Below are 20,219 nucleotides of genomic sequence, written 5' to 3'. Positions count from 1 at the left end.
GTGGAAAAATAACCTCAGCTAGCTAAATAACTACGTACTTGTTCCTTTTGTCGTCGGAGGAGACTGAGAGCTTTTTGCTCAATCTGACGTACCCGTTCTCGACTAATACCCATGCGATCGCCAATCTGTGCTAAAGAAAGTTCATAGCCATCAGTCAGACCAAATCGCAGGGTTAATATTTCTCGTTGTTGCGGAGACAACTTTGCCAACAAGTCTTGTAAGTCTTGGTGGAGAGATTCTTCAACAGCATAGTCTTCAGGAGAAGGGCCGTCATCCTCTAGGATGTCCTGCAATTCTGTATCTTGTTGTTCGCCAACTCGTGCCTCTAGCGAGAAAGGTTGACGAGCCAAGTATAAACACTCTCTAACTTGGCTAGGTGTCAAAGATAACGCATTAGCAATTTCAGCAGTAGTGGGAACGCGACCTAGCTGTTGAGATAATTCTCGCTGTACCCGTTTAATTTTGTTCAGTTTCTCAAAGACATGAATTGGTAAGCGAATTGTCCGTCCTTGTTGAGCGATCGCTCGCGTAATTCCTTGACGAATCCACCAGTAAGCGTAGGTAGAAAACTTATAGCCAAGAGCAGGATCAAATTTATCCACCCCTCGCTCTAAACCCAAAGTACCTTCTTGAATTAGATCCATAAATTCCAGATTGCGGTGCTGGTATTTTTTCGCCACTGCTACCACTAACCGGAGATTAGCCTGAATCATTTTCTGCTTGGCTTGGTGGCCCTGACTTAACTGTAGCTCTAGCACCTCAGCACCTAACTCCACTCGATCTGCCCATTCTTGCAGTGTGGGTTCATGGTCTAATTTCACAGCTAATTCTTCTTTAGCAGCTAGTAAATTCATCATTAGCTGCACTTGTTGGGCAAAAATAACCTCTTGTTCGCGAGTCAACAAATCTACACGCCCGATCTCTTGCAGATAACTACGCACAATATCATCTGTAGCTCGAGGTTTTTTATCTGCGGCTAAACTTTTTTTCTTCGTTTTTTGAACTTCGGTAGGTGGAGATGTTAAGTTGCTCATGGTTATTTGCTCCTCTGTAACCTCATCAATTTAGTGGTATCAAGTCTAGATATTCAGACCCACAACCATTTCACACTGCTAATCAATCAATTGGCAATACTGATGAATTCTGGTCTATGATACATTACAAGTCAATTGTTGGAGATAATAAACCCAAAATCAACCCACCCTATAATACTAACATTATCACCAGTCACAAATCAATTACCCTAAAGTATTATCACTATATCCTTTAAAATAATCCAACTATTTTATTCTGAAAAATTGCATATTTTCAAACAGAATTATGTCTACTTAAATTCTCCAATGGAATTAGCAGAAAAAGGAAACCTTGACCGAGCAACGATTTCATCCACACAAGATTCAGTCACTAATAGTAAATACCAACACAATTCTGAATTATTAAATTACAAAGCTTTTAAAATTCTCATAGTCTGAATCTACATCTATGTAATTCCAATTAAATGAAATTAATTAAATATAAAATATCCATTTTTTACTTCTATTTTTTATTAGATAATAAAACCATCTCAAGCCGAGTACATAGCAGCCGATTTTGAAACATAAACGAATGCACTTCTCCTACTCAAGAACAGCTTCCTTTATGAATCCGGTTCAATAGTTATAATTAGGGATTTAGGATGACGATGACGCAGGTATTTGTGACAATTGTACTTGTGTCATACTGCACGCAGACATCTGCATTGAATGCGGTATCATCAATTTGATTGCTCTTGGAAACATTTTTTGGAATAAAAGTAGTAACAGTGGTAAGACTAGCACCAAGGGTAGTACTTGGCAAGACAGCAGCACCCGCGATCGCTACTAATATCTTATTGAAACGAAAAGATTTGCGTTTAGAGGTGGATAGTTGATTCTTGCATAACATACTTAAACAACAAGATTCTTCACCTATCCAATCAGTCGGAAATCATCGAAGACTCTTAAGGAGAAAACATCTTGAAGCCTTCTCAATTCCTTGACACAATTACATATTCGTGTATCAAGATAGATAATTGACTTGTGGCAAAGATTTTTAGGAAAATAATAATAGGTTGAAACTTGAACCGAACTCTTCAACCATCACCTTAGTAGATATTGGTTAAGAAAAGTATTGACTTCATTAGCGCATAACCCGACATAGACTGTCTTACCTGCCTTCCTGAGAATGTCTAATCCTTGACCATTATTGCGGGGGTCTGGATCAAGTATAGATACATATATTTCATGTATACGACAATCTTCTGCGATCGCTAAAGCACATGCAGGTGTGCGTCCATGAAAAGAACAAGGTTCAAGAGTTACATACATTTTCAAAAAATTGAAACCTTTGCCTTGAATCCGTTTAAGTGCGTCAGCCTCAGCATGGTGTTTTCCTGGTACTTGCGTGTACCCTTGAGCTACTATCTCTTGGACATCTACGTTTACACAACCTACTGGTGGGTTTGGCAAACATTCAGGCAAAGCTTTTCTGCTTTGAGCTAAAGCAGCCAACATAAATATAATATTATCCATGTTTTAGCGTAAATTATCTAGATAAATTACACTACCAAAAATTAGTTATCTCTGACTAAAAAAATTCCCATATCAAAATTTAGTAACTGTCACACTAATACCAGAATCGAGTTTAGGAACCTTAAAATACTCAATTGGTTCAGTAGGTTGAGAACTTTGGGTATTTGCTGGCTTCTGACATTCCTTAAAGAAAGCATCTGGATTATTGATGAACTCAAGCGGACTCATCTTTTGGCATCCTCGTTCCTGCACTAGCGAAACTGATTCAGCAGTTTGTTTGGGATTATTGGTCTGTCCTATAAAATTACTCCATGTAGTGGTAATCGTCGCTGGTTCCGTCAATAAAACTCCAGCCTGATTGCGATCGTGAAACGGCTCCTTTGGAGCATCAACCGTTATAATGGGAACATTCTCTTGGTTAGCATAGACACTCTGAGGTAGAAAGAGTGCGCTAATTACAACCACTAAGGTGATAAAAGAGGATTTCATAATTCAATCTCTTAATGTCAGTCTAATAATTACAATTCGCTAGACACAGATACCCAAAAATAGCAGTCTAGTTTGAGTACTTCAGATTAACACAGGTACTATAGAGTATGGTTAAACTTCATTAAAAATATAGTGGAGTCTAAGTGTATATAGACTTTTATCCAGGAGGAAGTAGTTAAGCAATCCATCCTCTAAAACATCTGAATTTGACACTACCCTCTTATCTATCTTCCGTTGTAACTGTACTAATTAATATTTCGTTACCCGTATTACTAGCCGTTTATCTCTGAAGCGTGTTACTATACAGTTACACAGATAAGACAAAATCTAAACTGTTGGATAAATCTTGGAAGGCTTATTTTGCCTCTATAGCAGAATATAAACAAGGTAATTGCAAGTTTACAGGTAAACCTAAAATATTGGGCTATAAACCAAGGATGGGAACTGTGTTGTAATTTTCACACTTCAAGCCACATCAAAAAACCTTCATTAGTCTGGGCAAATTCAACTGAGTACGAGTTATTACAACTTCAATACTCAACTCACATAATCTTAGTATTGCCAGTCCTGGATAATTGCCAAACTTATCGTTATTCAGAGTAAGAATTAATTGTTGCCGTAAGCTTTTTAAAAGCTTACGTAAATATCCATAGAATCTTTACAATTGTCTCTTTTCCCTACGAAAAGCCTACCTCTGAAGTCCTTACATTGCTTGTAGGCTGGCAAAATTGTATATTCCTTACCCTTAAAGCATTAATTCCTCTCATCTTTTCAAAATTAGCGAATGTGCAGAGAATATACTGGCATATTATTATATGAATTTTTTGTAAAGTTATTCAATTAAGTGTTCTTACATAATATGATATTAAATGTTAAGTTACTAATCAACAATTACAACAGTATCAACACAAAAGTGAGTTAAGCAAAAAAAAGAACGCTAGCTAAATAAATTACAAAGAAAATTGTGAATTATTCTGTTGATACTCTTAGGAGAGTATGAATCTCTGCCTGTTAAAATCGCTACTTATTAAACTATCTAATATATATGCAGCGAACAGGTTTGGCGTAGTTTATTCGAATATATACCGTAAGTCAGTATATCAGGCAATACTTTGGTTTTAAAACAGTTGAAAATTAACAGAATCATCAATATGATACAGCGAATATTACTAACACGAAGTAATCTATAGTACTATTGCTCTAAAATACCGAGAAAAATCTACTACAAATACAAATAGTCATTATTTTAAAACTTTTTTATTATGGCGATGGAAGCTTTACCACAGTTTGAAGAAGTAAATATTCAGAAATACTTAGAAGTTATTCAACGGCGTTGGCTACCTCTAGTCGGAATTTTTAGCATAGCTGTTACCTTTGGATGCTTGTATGCCTTTTCACTAAAACCCTCATACAAGGCAGAAGGAAGTTTGATGATTAAAACAAATCGATCTTCCTCACTTACAGGCTTACCGGACGACATAGGACGGCTGGAAGCTTTGAATATAAACGACAATCCCCTGGAAACTCAGGTGAGAGTTATTGGCTCAAATCCAGTTATTGACAGAACAATTAATACCCTCAGCCTCAAAGATAATAAAGGCAAAACACTGTCGATTCCCGACTTGGCAAGCCAACTAAAAATAGAAGGAATCAAGGGCACTGATGTTGTACAAATTTCTTATAAAAGCAGCGATCCTAAACTGGCTGCCAAAATCGTTAATGAAGTTATCAAAAGTTATATCGATTTAAATATCCAGGCTAATCAGGATGAAGCACGGACAGCCAAAGGGGTTCTTGTAACAGAAGTACCCAAAGCAGAGGAAGTCGTCAGGAGAGCCGAATCAAAACTGCGAGTATTTAAAGAACAAAATAAAGTTATTGTCCTGCAACAAGAAGCAACCGCAGCAGTCGATACAATTTCCAAGCTAGGAAATCAAATTTCCCAAGCTCAAGCTCAACTAGATGATGTCAAAGGTCGTTTACAACAGTTAGGCAGTGAAGCTCAGTTAGATTCACGGCAGGGTGTAATCGCATCTGACTTGAGTCAAGCACCTGGGGTTCAAAAAGTGCTTATCCAACTCCAAGAAACGGAAAGTCAACTAGCAATAGAGCGGACTCGTTTTTCACCTGAACACCCTACAATCACTAGCTTAGAAGAAAAAGTCGTAGCTCTTAAGAACTTGTTGAAAGAGCGGACAGGACAAGTTGCTGGAACAGCCCAGATAACACAAGGAAGTTTACAGCTTGGGCAACTGCGGCAAAGCTTAATTGCAGATATTACTCGCGCTCAAGCAGAACGCGTTGGTCTAGAAAGACAAATTGCCACCCTCTTGCGACAGCAAGATGCTTACATCAAACGAGCAAATAATTTGCCAAGACTAGAACAGACTCAACGAGAGCTAGAACGGAAGCTGCAAGCAGCTCAAACGACTTACGAAACCCTCTTAAAGAAACGCCAAGAAATTGATATTGCACAGAACCAAAAGATTCCTAATGCTCGTGTCATTTCCCTAGCTTTAGTCCCCGCTAAAGCCGAAGGGCCTCGCAAAATCCTGTTTATTGTTGGTGGAGGAGCAGTTGGTCTTTTCTTGGGTATCATTGTCGCCTTTAGTTTAGACTTGATAGACCGCTCAGTGAAGACAGTTAAAGAGGCGAAAGAAGTCTTGAAATACACTGTTTTAGGAGTAATTCCTACACAGAGCAAAAATCCTAAAACTCATTCTTCCATAGCAGGAATTGATAGACCTATTCCCAAAATTATTGGCAGAGATATTCCTTATTTCCCTCTTGGTAACGCCTACCAAATACTCCAAGTAAACTTGAAGTTCCTCTGTTCTGATAAACCGCTCAAAAGCGTTGTAATCACCAGTTCTGTTGGTAAAGAAGGAAAGTCTGACGTATCTGCAAATTTAGCTGTGACAATGGCTCAAGCGGGTCGTCGAGTTTTACTAGTGGATGCAGATATGCGTAACCCCATACAGCATCATATCTGGGGTCTAAACAATACAGTTGGACTAAGTAATGTCATTGTTGGTCAAGTTTCTTTAGATGCAGTTGTTCAAGAAGTGATGCCTAATCTAGAAGTTCTTACTTCTGGAATTTTGCCTCCCAATCCAGTAGCACTGCTAGATTCTCAACGGATGGCAACATTGATAAGTAACTTTAGTAAAGATTACGATTTAGTTATTTTTGATACACCGCCTCTTTCAGGGATAGCAGATGCTGCTGTTTTAAGCACCCTCACTGACGGTATCCTATTAGTCGTTCGCCCTGGAGTTGTTGATTTGAACAGTGCCAATTCAGCTAAAGAATTTTTAAATCAGTCAGGTCAGAAGGTGTTAGGAATAGTCATCAATGGTGTGAATATTAAAAATGAGTCTAATAATTATTTGCCTGAAAGCAAAAAACGACAGATTGAAGAAGATTTAGTATCTAGCAGCTTAACCAAATTTACCAAAGATCATTAATCGTATATATGTCACTGCAAGTATCTTAATTTATTTTATTTTGCATTTGGGAGGTATTTCTATATGGATAAAGACAAAATCAAAACATCTTGTTTAATTAATAACTACAATTATGCTGAATTTGTTTCAGAGGCAATTGATAGTGCTTTAAATCAAACGGTTAAATTTGATGAGATTATTGTTGTTGATGACGCATCCACAGATAATTCTGCGGAAGTCCTTGGTAGATTTACTCAAATAGAGAATGTTAAATGTATCTTTAAAGAAAAAAACCAAGGACAATTATCATCCTTTAACGAAGGTTTTTTAACAGCGACTGGAGAGATTATATTTTTTTTAGATGCTGATGATATTTATGAACCTCAATATTTAGAAAATGCCCTAAATTTTTATAAGAGACGTAGTGAATGTGACTTCCTATTTTGTGCATATAAAAAATTTGGGACAGAAGAAGGAATATTTCAAGCTGATGCAGTTGATTTAGATTTGGGTTATTCAGTAATCCGAACTTTATGCAATGGTGAATGGATTGGCTCTATTACTTCAACATTGTCAATACGTCGAGAAATAATTACCAAATTTTTACCTATTCCAAAGACAGAAGATTGGCGTGTAAGGGCTGATGACTGCCTGGTATGGGGAGCCTCTTTGGTAGGGGCTAAAAAGTTTTATATGTCTAATCCTTTAGTGATGTATAGAATACATCAAAATAACCAGTATCATAACAAGAAAATTTTAGATATAGACAAAAACTATGAATACAAAAGATTTTGGAAACGCAATTCTTTATTTAATTACATTATTCAAACAAATAATTTGAGCCTACCATTATTATTGGCTTTCACATCTCTTGATGAGCTAAAAACAATCCCATGTCCGAAACTCCAAGATTTTATTTCATATTTGAAAATAATATTTTTGTTTGAGCCTAACTTTTATTGGAAAATTAAGGGCAGTGTTTTGTTATTCAACTACTTTTTAAAAATTTTAATGAGTGGGAAATTAAAAAATAGTAGCCAATAATAATTATATAAAATACTAATTTAATTCAATCTATTTTGATGAATTTAGCAAGCTATTAAAAATTTGCATATTGTTATAGAGAGTGTCACATGGTTAAAAAAAGTAATGCTAAGTAAATTAAGACTTAAAAGCTTATCACAATTAAAATCTCGTTCTGGCTTACGTGCAATTATTGCTAATACAGGTTGGTTGTTTGCTGACCGCATTCTCCGTATGGGTGCAAGCTTGGTAGTAGGAGTATGGGTAGCACGCTATTTAGGGGTACAGCAGTATGGTCTATTTAACTATGTTTTAGCCTTTGTTAGCTTATTTAGTCCGATTTTTACTCTTGGACTAGATGATGTAGTAGTTCGCCATATTGTCCGTCAATCATCAAACAAAGAGGAAATTTTAGGAACCACTTTTTGGCTAAAGTTGCTCGGTGGAATTGCCTCTGTCTTATTAGCAGTTGGCAGTATCTTCTTCTTAGGTGAGCATGAAACACTGAAGATATGGCTAGTTGCAATTTTAGGAATGGCAGGGATTTTTAGGGCGGCTGATACTATTGAACTGTGGTTTCAATCACAGGTGCAGTCAAAATTCAGTGTAATCGCTAAGAATATAGCTTTTCTGCTAAATACTCTCATCAAAATAGCACTAATTTTAACAAAAGCACCATTGTTAGCTTTTGCTTGGGTAACATTAGCAGAATTTGCAATGAGTGCAATTGGCTTGCTGATTGTTTACCAAGCCAGAGGGATCTCGGTGTTGTTATGGCGTTGGAACTTTACTACTGCCAAAACTCTTTTGAAAGAGAGTTTACCTCTAATTTTTTCGGGGTTCGCCATCATGATTTTTATGAGAATCGATCAGGTGATGTTAGGTCAAATGATTGGAGATGAGGAGGTTGGAATTTATTCTGCTGCGGTTCGTGTTTCTGAAATTTGGTATTTTATTCCGGCGGCTATTGTCTCTTCTGTTGCTCCTTCAATTTACGCAGCTAAGGAAAAATCAGAAAGTCTTTATTATCAGCGAATAGGACAATTACTCCGTCTCCTGACATATATATCCTTTGCAATTGCTCTGCCAATGACATTTCTATCTGACAAAATAATTATGGTGATGTTTGGAAGTGGATATGCACAAGCAGGACCGATATTAGCAGTTCATATTTGGACTTCTTTGTTTGTATTTATGGGTCTTGCAACCTCACCGTGGTTTATTGCTGAAAGTTTGAATCATGTTTCTTTAGGTAAAACTTTATTTGGGGCAATATTGAATATTATTCTTAATTTATTGTTGATTCCTAAATATGCAGGATTTGGTGCTGCGATCGCAACAATAATATCTCAAGCTTCTGCTGCTTTTCTATGCAATGGGTTTGATAAAAGAACACAAAAAATATTTAATATTCAGGTGCGATCGCTACTTCCTTTTTATAAGTTTTGATTATTGTTTATCTTTAGCCTTATCTATAAATTGAAATTAGCCAAATTCATCCAATATGCAAACACCAATAACTTTTATTATTTTTAATCGCTCACAAAAAACAGAGAAAGTTTTTGAAGCTATTCGCCAAGCCAAGCCAAAAAAACTTTTTGTCATTGCAGATGGTCCCCGCAGCAACCGTGAAGGGGAAGCAGAAAAGTGTGAAGAAACTAGGGCAATTATTGAGAGAGTTGATTGGGAATGTGAAGTTATTAAAAATTATGCTGATCTCAACTTAGGTTGTGCGAAACGAGTATCTAGTGGTTTAGATTGGGTATTTAATAATGTAGAAGAGACAATTATTTTAGAAGATGATTGTATACCTCACCCAACTTTTTTCAGATTTAGTGAAGAACTGCTGGAAAAATATAGATATGATACTAGAATTGCCACCATCTCTGCCCAAAATGTTCAATTTGGGCGAAAACGTACAAATTACAGTTACTATTTTTCGCGCTATAACCACTGCTGGGGTTGGGCAAGTTGGAGACGTGCTTGGCAACATTATGATTTGACTATGAAACTTTGGAAAGAGGTACAAGAAGAAAATCTTCTACATGACATTCTTATAGATCCAAAAGCAGTAAATTCCTGGCGACGAATATTCCAGTCTGTTTATGACAATCCTACAGGTATAACCTGGGATTATCAATGGACATTTGCTTGCTGGATGCAGGGTAGCTTAAGCATTATTCCCAATGTAAATTTAATTTCTAATGTTGGTGTTGGTGCAGATGCAACTCATTTCAATTCCAAGCAAAAATTTTCTTTTATTAATATGTCGATGGAAGCAATAGAATTTCCCTTAAAACATCCACTATTTATTGTGAGGAATATAGAGGCAGATATTTTTACGCAGAAAACAGTCTATAAAGCAACTGCATTGGATATTCTTAAAGAAGAATTGAAGAAAAAATTAAATTATTCAACAGTCAAAAAATAGTAACCCATCTAGTAAATTAATAGACAGATGAAATGTCAGAAATTAAGGTAAAATTAACAGAAAAAATATTAACTGTCTTACTATTACTCATCACTGTAGGGGCATTGACCATACACCCTGCACAAGAAATTTCTATATCTACCCTTGGAGGCGACAAGCTAGATACTATATTCAATATAGTTTCATATTTAATTCTATTTTATTTCCTACTTGTATACTGGAAAGGTTTTCTTTATGTAACTACTAAAAGTCCATTACAGTTTCTTTTAATAACAATAGTTATATTTTCTCTTTTGTGGTCAGGAGACTTAAGTTCTAGTCTTACTTATATGAGAGGTTTAATCCGACTATATTTTCTGGCAATCTATTTGGCAATGCGTTATTCTCTCCGCGAACAAATGAGACTAATCGCTTGGGCGCTTGGTGTATCTGCATTATTATCTATGATATTTTCTGCATTCATACCAGGTTATATTCATCAATCACCTGAATTAGTAGGTATGTGGAGTGGAATTTATGGTCATAAAAATGAATTAGGATATATGATGGCTTGGAGTACAGGAGTTTTTTTACACCTTGCTCTTAGTAGCCATCGATATCGTTGGTTGATGTGGGGAATATGTGGGATATCTATATGTTTAATTATCCTCTCACGTTCCACAACATCTTTAACGATTATATTAACAATGATATTACTTTTACCTGTCTATAAATCATTTCAAAAAACTAATTATAAATTACAAGTTATTCTAATTACTTCGACTTTAATGTTACTCATTATCGGTTTAATATTACTTATCAATAATGCCGATACCATAGTTAGTACTTCTGGCAAAGACCTTACCTTTAATGGACGTTCCGATCTCTGGGAGCTAGTGATGTCCAAGATTTGGGAAAGACCCTGGCTAGGTTATGGATTTTCTGGATTTTGGACTAGTACTTCTGCATCTAATCTAAGAGCTACTTATGATTGGGCAAGTAATGCTCATAATGGTTTTTTAGAACTATTGTTAGAATTAGGATTTTTAGGTTTTTTGACTTTTGCAGCAGGCTTTTTTCGGTTCTTTGTAATGGCATTAACTCGAATTATTTCTGTTGCTAAAAAACCGGAAGATTATTGGCCAATGCAGATGCTAATTATCATTGTAATAGTCAATTTTTCAGAAGCAAGATTATTAACTCCCAGTTGGAATTGGTTAATGTATGTAACTACGTCACTATCTTTGACTCTTGAATATGAACGAAATCATAAAAATATTTTAGTTAGTAATTACGAAGTTAAAGAAAATGAAAGTTTTACATCTTAGTACTCACGATATTGGTGGGGGTGCTGCAAGGGCTGCCTATCGTTTGCACACAGGTTTGCAAGATATAGGACTACAGTCACAAATGCTAGTTCAGGAAAAATCTAGTAATGATAAAACAGTAATTGCCCCTAAAATTAGACTGTTTCAAGGCATCGCCAAAGCCAAATTGACATTTGAATGCCTACCATTAAAGCTTTATACCCAAAAGAAAAATACTCCATTTTTTATTCAATGGTTGCCAGATAGAGTTATTTCTAAAGTTGCTCAGATTAATCCAGATATAATCAATTTGCATTGGATTAGCGGAGCTTTTATGCAAATAGAAACGTTCGCTAAGCTAAAGCATCCTCTAGTTTGGACTCTTCATGATATGTGGGGGTTTACTGGAGGATGTCACGTTATTGGAGAATGCGATCGCTACAAAGTATCCTGTGGAGCTTGCCCTCAACTCAACAGTATTAATGAGTGGGATTTATCCCGTTGGGTATGGCGGCGCAAAGTAAAAGCTTGGAAAAATATTAATTTAACTCTGGTTTCCCCAAGTTCTTGGTTAGCAGAGTGTGCTCGATCCAGTTCTTTGTTCCAGAATTTGCGAATCGAGGTGATTCCTCATGGATTGGATACTCAAAAATATCGACCTATTAATCAACATTTTGCACGAGAAACACTGAAGTTACCTCAAGATAAGAAGCTGATTCTCTTTGGAGCTATAGAAGCAACAAGCGATCGAAATAAAGGATTTCATTTGTTGCAGCCAGCTCTACAAGAATTGAGTAAGGCCGGATGGAAAGACAACTTTGAAGTGGTTATTTTTGGGGCATCTCAACCGGAAAATCCACCCGATTTAGGCTTTAAAACATACTATTTAGGGCATTTATATGATGATCTATCTTTAGCAACTGTTTACTCGGCAGCTGATGTGATGCTTGTACCATCTCTGCAAGAATCTTTTGGACAGACAGCTTCTGAATCACTTGCTTGTGGTACTCCAGTTGTTGCATTTAATTCTACTGGCTTAAAAGATATTGTCGAGCATCAGCAAAATGGCTATTTAGCTAACCCTTATGAAGTTGACGATTTCGCTAAAGGAATTGCCTGGATACTTGAAAATGAGCAGAGGTTAGAAAAACTGTCATTCTATGCTCGCAAGAAAGCAGAACAAGAATTCACCCTAGAACTTCAAGCACGTCGTTATTCAGCTTTATTTGAGGAAATATTGATGGTAGGCAAGAAATCTCCATTTAGTAACTAATTTAGTAAATAAATACTTCATAATATGTCAATACCTATAGCTTTTATAATTTGTACAGAACCTGGGCGCTTAGAAGCTCAGTCATTAATGCTTGCAGAAAGTATTCGTAAGTTCTGTGGAGAATTGAAAGATACACCTATATATAGTTTTCATCCTAGAGTCGGTGAACCAATATCAAAGCAAACCCAAAAAGCATTTGAAGCATTGCAAGTAAATCATCAACAAGTCCCTATAAATCAAGAATTCCATGAATATTATTTAGCAAATAAGCCCCTGACGTGTGCCTATGCAGAACAAAATATTGATGCAGAAATATTAGTTTTTCTAGACAGTGACAAATGCTTTTTTTCTGCACCAAAAGAGTTCTTATTGCCTGTTAATTGTAACGTTCGTTTACGTCCTGAGTATGGTCAAGGGATTGGTTCTACAGGTTTGCGAGACTCTCAAGAATGGTACTGGCAAAAATTATATGAAGTGCTGGGGGTAAAGCGTGAGGTATTTGTTGAAACACCAATTGGTAAAAAAAGGATTAGAGCTTACTGGAATTCTGGTTTGGTCGTTGTGAGAAGGAGTGCGGGTATATTTACAGCTTGGAAAGAGAATTTTGAAAAAGTCATGCGTCTTGATATCACTCCTCCCCAAGGTATTTATTTTGTTGAGCAGTCTGTCTTATCTGTAACATTATGTGCCTTGGAAGAAAACGTCGAACATCTTCCTGCTAATTATAGTTATCCATTACCTTTACATAACCGTTTATCAACAGAATTACAAATTAAACATTGGAATGATATTATATCAATTCATTATTTCAACTTATTCTTCTATAACGATTGGAATACACAAATAAAAAAATTGAAAAAACTTAACATCAATTCCGAAAAATATCTATGGTTGTGTCAAGAGGTTGTCAGATTAAAAATGCCTCGTGTATCAGTTTTGCACAGATATATGTTGGTAGTTAGAAGAATGGAACAAAAATTACAAAACTTTAATTTAGATATTAATTTAAGTAGCTGGATAGAAAAAATGGCTAAACTTTAAACGTAATGTAAATAGTTACATATAGCTTTATTATTTGTATTGCTCATTTCCATATAAATTACGTGAGATAAATAAGATGAAAAAAGCAAATATAGCTGTAGTTATGACCTGTCATAACAGGCGTAATACAACTCTTGCCTGTCTACATACTTTATATGAGCAAAAACATCATTGTGATGTTTATCTAACTGATGATGGTAGCTCTGACGGGACTGCACAAGCTATCAAAGCAGAATATCCAGATGTACATATTCTTCAGGGTAATGGTAATTTATTTTGGGTAGGAGGAATGCATCTTGCCTTTGATGAGGCGATAAAAAATCAATATGATTATTATCTATGGTTGAATGATGACACATTTCTAGAACCCAATGCTGTCAGCAAATTATTACAGATTCATCAAGATTTGACTGCACAAGGTTATCCAGACTCAATTGTAGTTGGTTCAACTAAAGACCCAATGACAGGAAAAGCAACCTATGGAGGAGCAGTAAAATCTAAAAAGTGGTATTCTAACAAATTTGAATTTTTAGAACCAATTTCGATTATTCAAAAATGCGATGCTATGTATGGTAACTGTGTGCTAATCCCTAAAACTGTTGCTGTAAAAGTTGGCAATATTGATACAGTTTTTATTCACAGTTTAGGAGATTTAGATTATGCCCTCAGAGCGCGTAAATTGGGTTGTCAAATATGGATAGCTCCTGGATATATTGGTACTTGTACTAAAAACTCTATCCGTAACAGTTGGGTAGATACTAATTTAAGTATATTACAGCGCTTAAAAAAGGCGCTACAAATTAAAGGATTTCCATTAAAACCCTGGACTATATTTTGTATCAGACACTCTGGGCCGTTATGGATATTCTATTGGTTTTTACCCTATATAAGAGCAATTATTGGTTACAGAAATTTGGCAATTTCTCCTACATTTTCTGAAGATATTAACCAAAGCAACTCAGAAGTTTGATTCTGCTACTAGGATAGTTAACTAATCATGTTTGGATAATTAATAAACATCTAAATCAGTCAAAAAATGTAGTTTCAAAAATCAATTTCTTAAATATTTAAATCATCAGTATTATGGGAAAACGTTTACTTATTGTCTCAACACTTGATTCTAGCCAACCATTTGGTGCATTTACTAGACCTTTTTATTTAGGACAATATCTTACTAAAGATTTTGATGTTCTTCAGCTAGGATTAGATTGTTCATCTGTTAAGTATGCACCTTCTATTTCTATTGGATCAAGAAGCCTGAAGTCATATATTAAAACTATAGAAAAATGTATTGATGAGTTTTGTCCAGATATCGTTTATGCTCAAGAAACATTACCTGGATTAGCTGCTTTAATTTCACTGAGGCTTAAAAAACGCAGAAATTCCTCTCTTGTCTTAGATTTTCATACATTTTCAGCGTATGAATATTGGATGCGCTTGTTTTCAGTTGCCAATCCTTTCAAAGAGTTTGTACAATGTATTAAGACATATATTGCTCAGGGAATTCTGATATTTTCTGGTAGTCCAATTATTGCAGCAGGTGACTCAATTCCTAAACTAATTTCACAGTGGTATGGTAAAGCTCCAGAGCAGATTTATAGTATCGGAAATGGAGTTACTGAAGACTTACTAAGTACTGAATCTTTTTTGAGCAAAGACCCTTATCAAGCATTTAGACCAGCAAAAATAGTGCTTCTTATTGCTCCTAAAACATTTCAGTTTCCAAGTAATGATATGTCTGTTTCAATGACTATTCAGGTTGCTAAACATATTGAAAATCATCAGGAGAAAATACATTTTGTTGTTATAGGTAGGGATAGTAGTGATATTTCAGAACCAATACCTTCTAATATTTCTTTTTTGGGATTTTTACCTAAAAGAGAGGATTTTGTTAAACATGTTAAATATGCAGATATTGCTTTGTTACCGTTCTCTAAGCAAGCAGTAGCAGGTGGCGCTCGTAATAAAGCGTTAGATTATTTCGCTAGTAGAAAGTTAGTTGTATCAACACCAGAAGGATTGCGAGGTTTAGAAGAATTTCGGCATTTAGAGCATCTTTTAGTAACAGGATACTCTACTGAAGATGTCGCTAATACAGTGCTAGATGCAGCTTCAAATCTTAAGAAATATCAGTTACTTGTAGATACAGCATATACCTTAATTACAGAGAAATATTCCTGGAATGCAAGAGCGCAGAATGTAGCAAAAATTCTCATGGAAGTAAGAGCTTCTTAGTGAAATTTATTTATTTCAAAGAATATATCGGCCTAAAAAATTTAAATTTAATTTTTTTAGCATTGGAAATTTGAAATATTTAAATATTGCTATTACTTAATTTTTAAATACTCGCCTTTCTTCTGAAACCAACTTTCATAATTATAAAAACAAAAATTCTTTCAGTCATGAAAAATCGATTTTCTTATAAGCTTCTTGGTGTTAAAGTTGATGCACTCTCTATCCCAGAGTTAAATTTATTAATTGAAGAGTCTATTGAAAAAACCGAGAAATGGATTATTGCTAATCACAACTTGCATAGTCTTTATCTCTTTCATAACGATCCAAAAATGCAAGCGTTTTATGCCAAGGCTGAATATATTCATATTGATGGTATGCCTCTATTGTTTATTGGAAAGTTGTTAGGTTTTCCAATGAAACGAGAACAAAGAGTAACCTATGCTGACTGGGTATGGCCTCTGATGGCAGAAGCAGCTAATAAAGACTGGCGTGTATTCTATTTAGGTTCAAGGCCAGGAGTGGCAGAACAAGGAGCAAGTATTTTGCGCCAGAAATTTCCTGGTTTACAGATTGCTTGCGCTCATGGCTATATTGATATGGATAAAGATAGTGAAGAAAATCTTGCGACTCTGGCTGCAATTAATGCTTACAAACCTCATGTATTAATGGTGGGGATGGGTATGCCACGCCAAGAGTATTGGATTTCGGAAAATCTGGAATATATTCATACCAACACTATTTTGACTAGTGGAGCCTGTATGGACTATGTAGCAGGAGCATTACCTACTCCTCCTCGCTGGATGGGAAGGGTTGGATTGGAATGGTTGTATCGCTTATTATCTGAACCGAAAAGACTTTGGAGACGTTACTTGCTTGAGCCTTGGTTTGTAGCTACATTATTTTTACGAGAAATTTGGAGTGTGCCAAGTCAACAAAAAAAAAATAGAATGTTGTTATTTCTCACTACAAGATTCCACAAGTTTGTAGCATAATTGAGTTTCGTCCAGCCTCACCAGTACGTCACTCAATTTGTCACAAATTTATGAAATACTGTATTAAGTTTAATTACTAATTACGCCACATACTTTATCTTTCATCATTGTCAATAAGGAAGAATATCCCCACATCCTGAGTTCAAAATGACATTTAAAAGCGCTATTTACGTCTAAATGAGTATTAAGTTGCTTGCTGAAAAGCCTGGGCAATAGCGTTGCGAGCAAGTTTAGGTTGCAGGTTTTCATCGAAGGGAAGTGGACGCAGAAATTTCCAAAGACTTGGATTGTTTCTAAAGGTTTTTCCTGGCATCCAGTCGGGATGACGTATCCAGGTATGACGGTCGGTGATTCCCCATGTAATTACAGTATCAACTCCAGCCGCAAAGCAGAGGTCAAGATATCGCTTGTAACTGTCGGCTACCATCTGATCTAGCTTTTTAATACTATCAGGCAGTGGGGCATCAATGATAATGTCTAATTCTGTGATTATTGGTTTAACTTGAAGATCGTTAAGCCGTTTTAAGACAGAATTAAATCCTTTCTTATCAAAACCATAAGCAGTAGAAAACCATAGATGTGACTGTATACCTGCACCATCAATTTTAACGTCACTATTCTTCAGATATTCGACCATTTTTAAGAAACGATCTGATTTCCATGTAGCGCCTTCGATGCCGAAATCGTTTAGGTAAAATTTCTTGGTGTTATCAACTGAAGCCGCAATTAAAAACAAATCTCGAATTAATTCTCGTTTTACCCCTTTACGCAAACCGTAGGTAGCATTATCAGTTTCATTTTCACTATCAGCGATAATTTCATTGGCAATATCCCAAGACTTTAAAACAGGGCTATTGCGATAATGCCCCATAACTCCTTTAATATGGCGTTCTAGCATTTTAAGAGTGGGGGGGTAAGGTAGCCAGTCTGGTTTTCCCATGTGCCAGAAAAGGGTATGCCCATGCAATTGTATATTATGCTTTTGGCAGAAACCAGCGATCGCATCTGCTGACTCAAAAGTAAATTTTCCTGGCTGTGGTTCAGTGGCGTTCCATTTTAATTCACCATTTGGTGTCACTATCGAACATTCACGAGCAATTAGGTCAGCGTAACCCTTCTCTTGTAGCAAAAATTCACTAGAAACTGCTGCGCCATAAAGCTTCCCTTTGGCAGCTGCTAATTGCCGAAGGGGAGAATTGACATTTGCACTTGCACTTAGATAATTTGCCGTAGCAGCATTTGTGCTACCATCTTCCTTCTGCCTATCCTTTTGTAAAAACCCCATAGTCAATAAGGCAGAAAGGGTTGTGTATCCTGCTCTTTTTAAAAATTTTCTGCGATAAGGCATAAACGATATTTAATAAAAAGCACAATTATTATATTACAGAATAATTTTTTATACTTTTTAAAGTATCGCACTTGCTCGATATCCCATCCTACACTGAAGTGCAAGGCTGATAGCCAAAGTCCACTCAAGTGGACTGAAATCATAAATTGATTCAACAATTATTACTTTAACCAGCAAGTTGTTGTGGGTACTAGGACATCATCAAGTCAAGCTTTTCAGTTCTTTAAATCTAGCTACTGGGAGTCCAGAAGGTAACTTCATCAACTTTGGGCATGACCATGATTATATTTCGGTTCACTTGTATGAGTGCAATTCAAGTTGTAAACTTACTCAACTCGATTTTCTCAACTTTCGATCGCCTCACTGAACAACATGGTTTGAAGAGAATCAAGACTATTAACGATGCTTATATGGTAGTTGGTGGCTTACCTACACGCCGCCCAGATCATACTCAAGCGATCGCTCTATTTAATACTGAAAATAACCAAAACTTCAACAACCGTATCGGCATCCATAGTGGTTCCGTAGTGGCGGGAGTAATTGACCTCAACAAATTTGCTTACGATCTCTGGGGAGACACGCTAAACATCGCTAGCCGCATGGAATCTCAAGGTATTGTTGGTAAAATCCAGGTTACAGAAGATATTTATAAGTCCTTGTGTAATAAATTTTTATTTCAAAAGCGGGGTGAAATCGAAGTTAAAGGGAAAGGGAAAATGACAACTTATTTTTTGGTTGGGCAAAAGGGATGAGGGGCATGGGGCATGGGGCATTGGGCATTGGGCATAGAGAGGAGACAAGGGAGAGGAGAGACTTGTTCAATAATTTCCCCCTTGTCCTCCTTGTGCCCCTTGTCTCCCTCGTCCCCTAATCCTTTCCTGCTCCCTACGTATTCGGAATCAGCCGCCCACAGGGATAAGTCGCTGTTTGCTTTTGGGCACTTTCAGCCACTGCTGCGGGAACCTGATCCGATGGTTGGGTTTTGGCTGCTAGATAGTCTTTTTGCAATTTATCCAAAATGGCTTCTCGCTTGTCGTAGATACGCTTCAGGGGACGAGGCTGGCACTTATTCAAGACGTATGCTGTTACTAGTGGTAGAGCGATCGTACTATCGGTATAACAAACAATTGTGTTAGGTAACTCTTCCGGGTCAATTTTACCCCAGCTAACGGCTTCTGATGGGGTTGCTCCAGACAAACCGCCTGTATCTGGACGTGCATCGGTAAACTGCACAAAGTAATCATGTCCTCGTTCTTCTAGTCCTAATACCTCATGAAGTTGCGGTTGAGTTTGTAGTAAAAAGTTCTTAGGACTACCACCACCGAGAATTACAGCCGCACTTTTACCACCTGACTCACGGGCATTATATGCGATCGCAGCAGTTTCATTTACATCAATTGATGGATCTAACACCAACTGCGAACCTTCCAAAGCCAAAGCCGCCACGTTCATCCCAATAGAGCTATCTCCTGGAGAAGACGTATATATAGGCACGCCATACTCATAAGCTGTAGCAAGTAAGCAGGAATGCTGCACACCCAGTTGCTTTTCTACTTCCCGAACATACTTACCCAACAAATAGTGAAACTCAGCAGTTCCCATCCGCTTCTGAAACGCTTCGCCTTGCAGAATCTTGCGGATGAACGCATCAGTTTCTAGTAGTACATCGTAACCAAAAATAATGTCATAAATGCGAATAGTCCCTTCCTGACGCAGTTTCACATCATCCAAAAAGGGATTACCAGCAAAGAGTTCAAAACCCAAACCGTAGTGCATATCGTGGTAAAGATTTGCACCAGTACTAATCATCCAATCAATAAAGCCGTTGCGAATTAAGGGTGCAAGCGCTGAAACCCCAAATCCTGCTGGTGTCATCGCACCGGAAAGGCTAACTCCGACAGTAACACCTTCGGTTAGCACATCACGACTCAGAAGTTGGCAGATTTCCCGCAACCGCGCTGAGTTATAGGCAGTGAAGTATTGATCGATCAAATCCACTACATTGATATCATTTGATATAGGTGTAGGTGCAATTTTTTGACCCAGCTGTTTAGACATTTTGGCACTCCCGAACAGTAAACACGCCGAATCTAATGGTATCTAGGT

The 20,219-nt window shown here is 36.7% G+C and carries 17 protein-coding genes and 1 pseudogene; 12 read left to right on the top strand and 6 right to left on the bottom strand.

Going from position 1 to position 20,219, the window contains the following annotated elements; all coding sequences use genetic code 11:
* Positions 1 to 14: 14 nt before the first annotated feature.
* From NPUN_RS07610 to NPUN_RS07595, 4 genes are all read right to left on the bottom strand, one after another.
* Positions 15 to 1,034, bottom strand: coding sequence for an RNA polymerase sigma factor, RpoD/SigA family (locus NPUN_RS07610; protein ID WP_012408212.1), 1,020 nt, complete (start codon positions 1,032 to 1,034; stop codon positions 15 to 17).
* Between the two features lie 628 nt (positions 1,035 to 1,662).
* On the bottom strand, positions 1,663 to 1,923 hold the full coding sequence (locus tag NPUN_RS07605; protein ID WP_041565256.1) for a DUF3172 domain-containing protein: 261 nt from the start codon (positions 1,921 to 1,923) through the stop codon (positions 1,663 to 1,665).
* A 194-nt stretch (positions 1,924 to 2,117) separates the two neighbouring features.
* The gene (locus NPUN_RS07600; protein ID WP_012408211.1) at positions 2,118 to 2,549 is read right to left on the bottom strand and encodes a cytidine/deoxycytidylate deaminase family protein; all 432 of its coding nucleotides are present in this window, start codon (positions 2,547 to 2,549) and stop codon (positions 2,118 to 2,120) included.
* Between the two features lie 72 nt (positions 2,550 to 2,621).
* Entirely contained in the window at positions 2,622 to 3,038 is a 417-nt protein-coding gene (locus NPUN_RS07595) for a hypothetical protein (protein ID WP_012408210.1), read from the bottom strand.
* A gap of 1,262 nt (positions 3,039 to 4,300) precedes the next feature.
* Here NPUN_RS07595 and NPUN_RS07590 point away from each other — a divergent pair.
* The 10 genes from NPUN_RS07590 (at position 4,301) to NPUN_RS07545 (ending at position 16,765) form a co-directional block, all read left to right on the top strand.
* Positions 4,301 to 6,505 carry a GumC family protein gene (locus NPUN_RS07590; RefSeq protein WP_012408209.1) on the top strand — a complete coding sequence of 735 codons (2,205 nt, stop codon included), beginning with the start codon at positions 4,301 to 4,303 and terminating at the stop codon, positions 6,503 to 6,505.
* Positions 6,506 to 6,568: 63 nt separating this feature from the next.
* Positions 6,569 to 7,528, top strand: a complete 960-nt coding sequence (locus NPUN_RS07585) for a glycosyltransferase family 2 protein (protein WP_012408208.1) — start codon at positions 6,569 to 6,571, stop codon at positions 7,526 to 7,528.
* A 105-nt stretch (positions 7,529 to 7,633) separates the two neighbouring features.
* Positions 7,634 to 8,956: a flippase gene (locus tag NPUN_RS07580; protein ID WP_012408207.1), complete on the top strand. Its 1,323-nt coding sequence runs from the start codon at positions 7,634 to 7,636 to the stop codon at positions 8,954 to 8,956.
* 55 nt (positions 8,957 to 9,011) lie between these two features.
* Entirely contained in the window at positions 9,012 to 9,938 is a 927-nt protein-coding gene (locus tag NPUN_RS07575) for a glycosyltransferase family protein (protein WP_012408206.1), read from the top strand.
* 32 nt (positions 9,939 to 9,970) lie between these two features.
* Complete coding sequence (locus NPUN_RS07570; RefSeq protein ID WP_012408205.1) at positions 9,971 to 11,245, top strand: O-antigen ligase family protein; 1,275 nt, start codon at positions 9,971 to 9,973, stop codon at positions 11,243 to 11,245.
* Positions 11,226 to 12,497 (top strand): glycosyltransferase family 4 protein, encoded by a 1,272-nt coding sequence (locus NPUN_RS07565; RefSeq protein WP_012408204.1) that lies wholly within the window; start codon positions 11,226 to 11,228, stop codon positions 12,495 to 12,497. Before NPUN_RS07570 ends, NPUN_RS07565 begins: the two co-directional genes overlap by 20 nt.
* A 24-nt stretch (positions 12,498 to 12,521) precedes the next feature.
* Positions 12,522 to 13,538 carry a hypothetical protein gene (locus tag NPUN_RS07560; RefSeq protein WP_012408203.1) on the top strand — a complete coding sequence of 339 codons (1,017 nt, stop codon included), beginning with the start codon at positions 12,522 to 12,524 and terminating at the stop codon, positions 13,536 to 13,538.
* A 76-nt stretch (positions 13,539 to 13,614) separates the two neighbouring features.
* Positions 13,615 to 14,508 carry a glycosyltransferase family 2 protein gene (locus tag NPUN_RS07555; protein WP_012408202.1) on the top strand — a complete coding sequence of 298 codons (894 nt, stop codon included), beginning with the start codon at positions 13,615 to 13,617 and terminating at the stop codon, positions 14,506 to 14,508.
* A gap of 113 nt (positions 14,509 to 14,621) precedes the next feature.
* Entirely contained in the window at positions 14,622 to 15,773 is a 1,152-nt protein-coding gene (locus tag NPUN_RS07550) for a glycosyltransferase (RefSeq protein WP_012408201.1), read from the top strand.
* A gap of 167 nt (positions 15,774 to 15,940) precedes the next feature.
* Positions 15,941 to 16,765: a WecB/TagA/CpsF family glycosyltransferase gene (locus NPUN_RS07545; RefSeq protein WP_012408200.1), complete on the top strand. Its 825-nt coding sequence runs from the start codon at positions 15,941 to 15,943 to the stop codon at positions 16,763 to 16,765.
* Between the two features lie 184 nt (positions 16,766 to 16,949).
* Here NPUN_RS07545 and NPUN_RS07540 read toward each other — a convergent pair whose 3' ends face one another.
* Positions 16,950 to 18,113: an endo-1,4-beta-xylanase gene (locus tag NPUN_RS07540; RefSeq protein ID WP_012408199.1), complete on the bottom strand. Its 1,164-nt coding sequence runs from the start codon at positions 18,111 to 18,113 to the stop codon at positions 16,950 to 16,952.
* A gap of 145 nt (positions 18,114 to 18,258) precedes the next feature.
* On the opposite strand from NPUN_RS07540, the pseudogene NPUN_RS42485 reads away from it, so the two are divergent.
* A pseudogene (locus tag NPUN_RS42485) lies at positions 18,259 to 18,399 on the top strand (IS4 family transposase); the annotation flags it as partial.
* A gap of 16 nt (positions 18,400 to 18,415) precedes the next feature.
* The gene (locus NPUN_RS07535; RefSeq protein ID WP_234711060.1) at positions 18,416 to 18,865 is read left to right on the top strand and encodes an adenylate/guanylate cyclase domain-containing protein; all 450 of its coding nucleotides are present in this window, start codon (positions 18,416 to 18,418) and stop codon (positions 18,863 to 18,865) included.
* 133 nt (positions 18,866 to 18,998) lie between these two features.
* On the opposite strand, the gene NPUN_RS07530 is transcribed toward NPUN_RS07535, so the two are convergent.
* Positions 18,999 to 20,171, bottom strand: coding sequence for a homospermidine biosynthesis protein (locus NPUN_RS07530; RefSeq protein ID WP_012408197.1), 1,173 nt, complete (start codon positions 20,169 to 20,171; stop codon positions 18,999 to 19,001).
* Between the last annotated feature and the right edge of the window lie 48 nt (positions 20,172 to 20,219).

The sequence above is a fragment of the Nostoc punctiforme PCC 73102 genome, from assembly GCF_000020025.1.
Lineage (GTDB): Bacteria > Cyanobacteriota > Cyanobacteriia > Cyanobacteriales > Nostocaceae > Nostoc > Nostoc punctiforme.
This window is presented reverse-complemented; position numbering and strand designations above follow the sequence as displayed.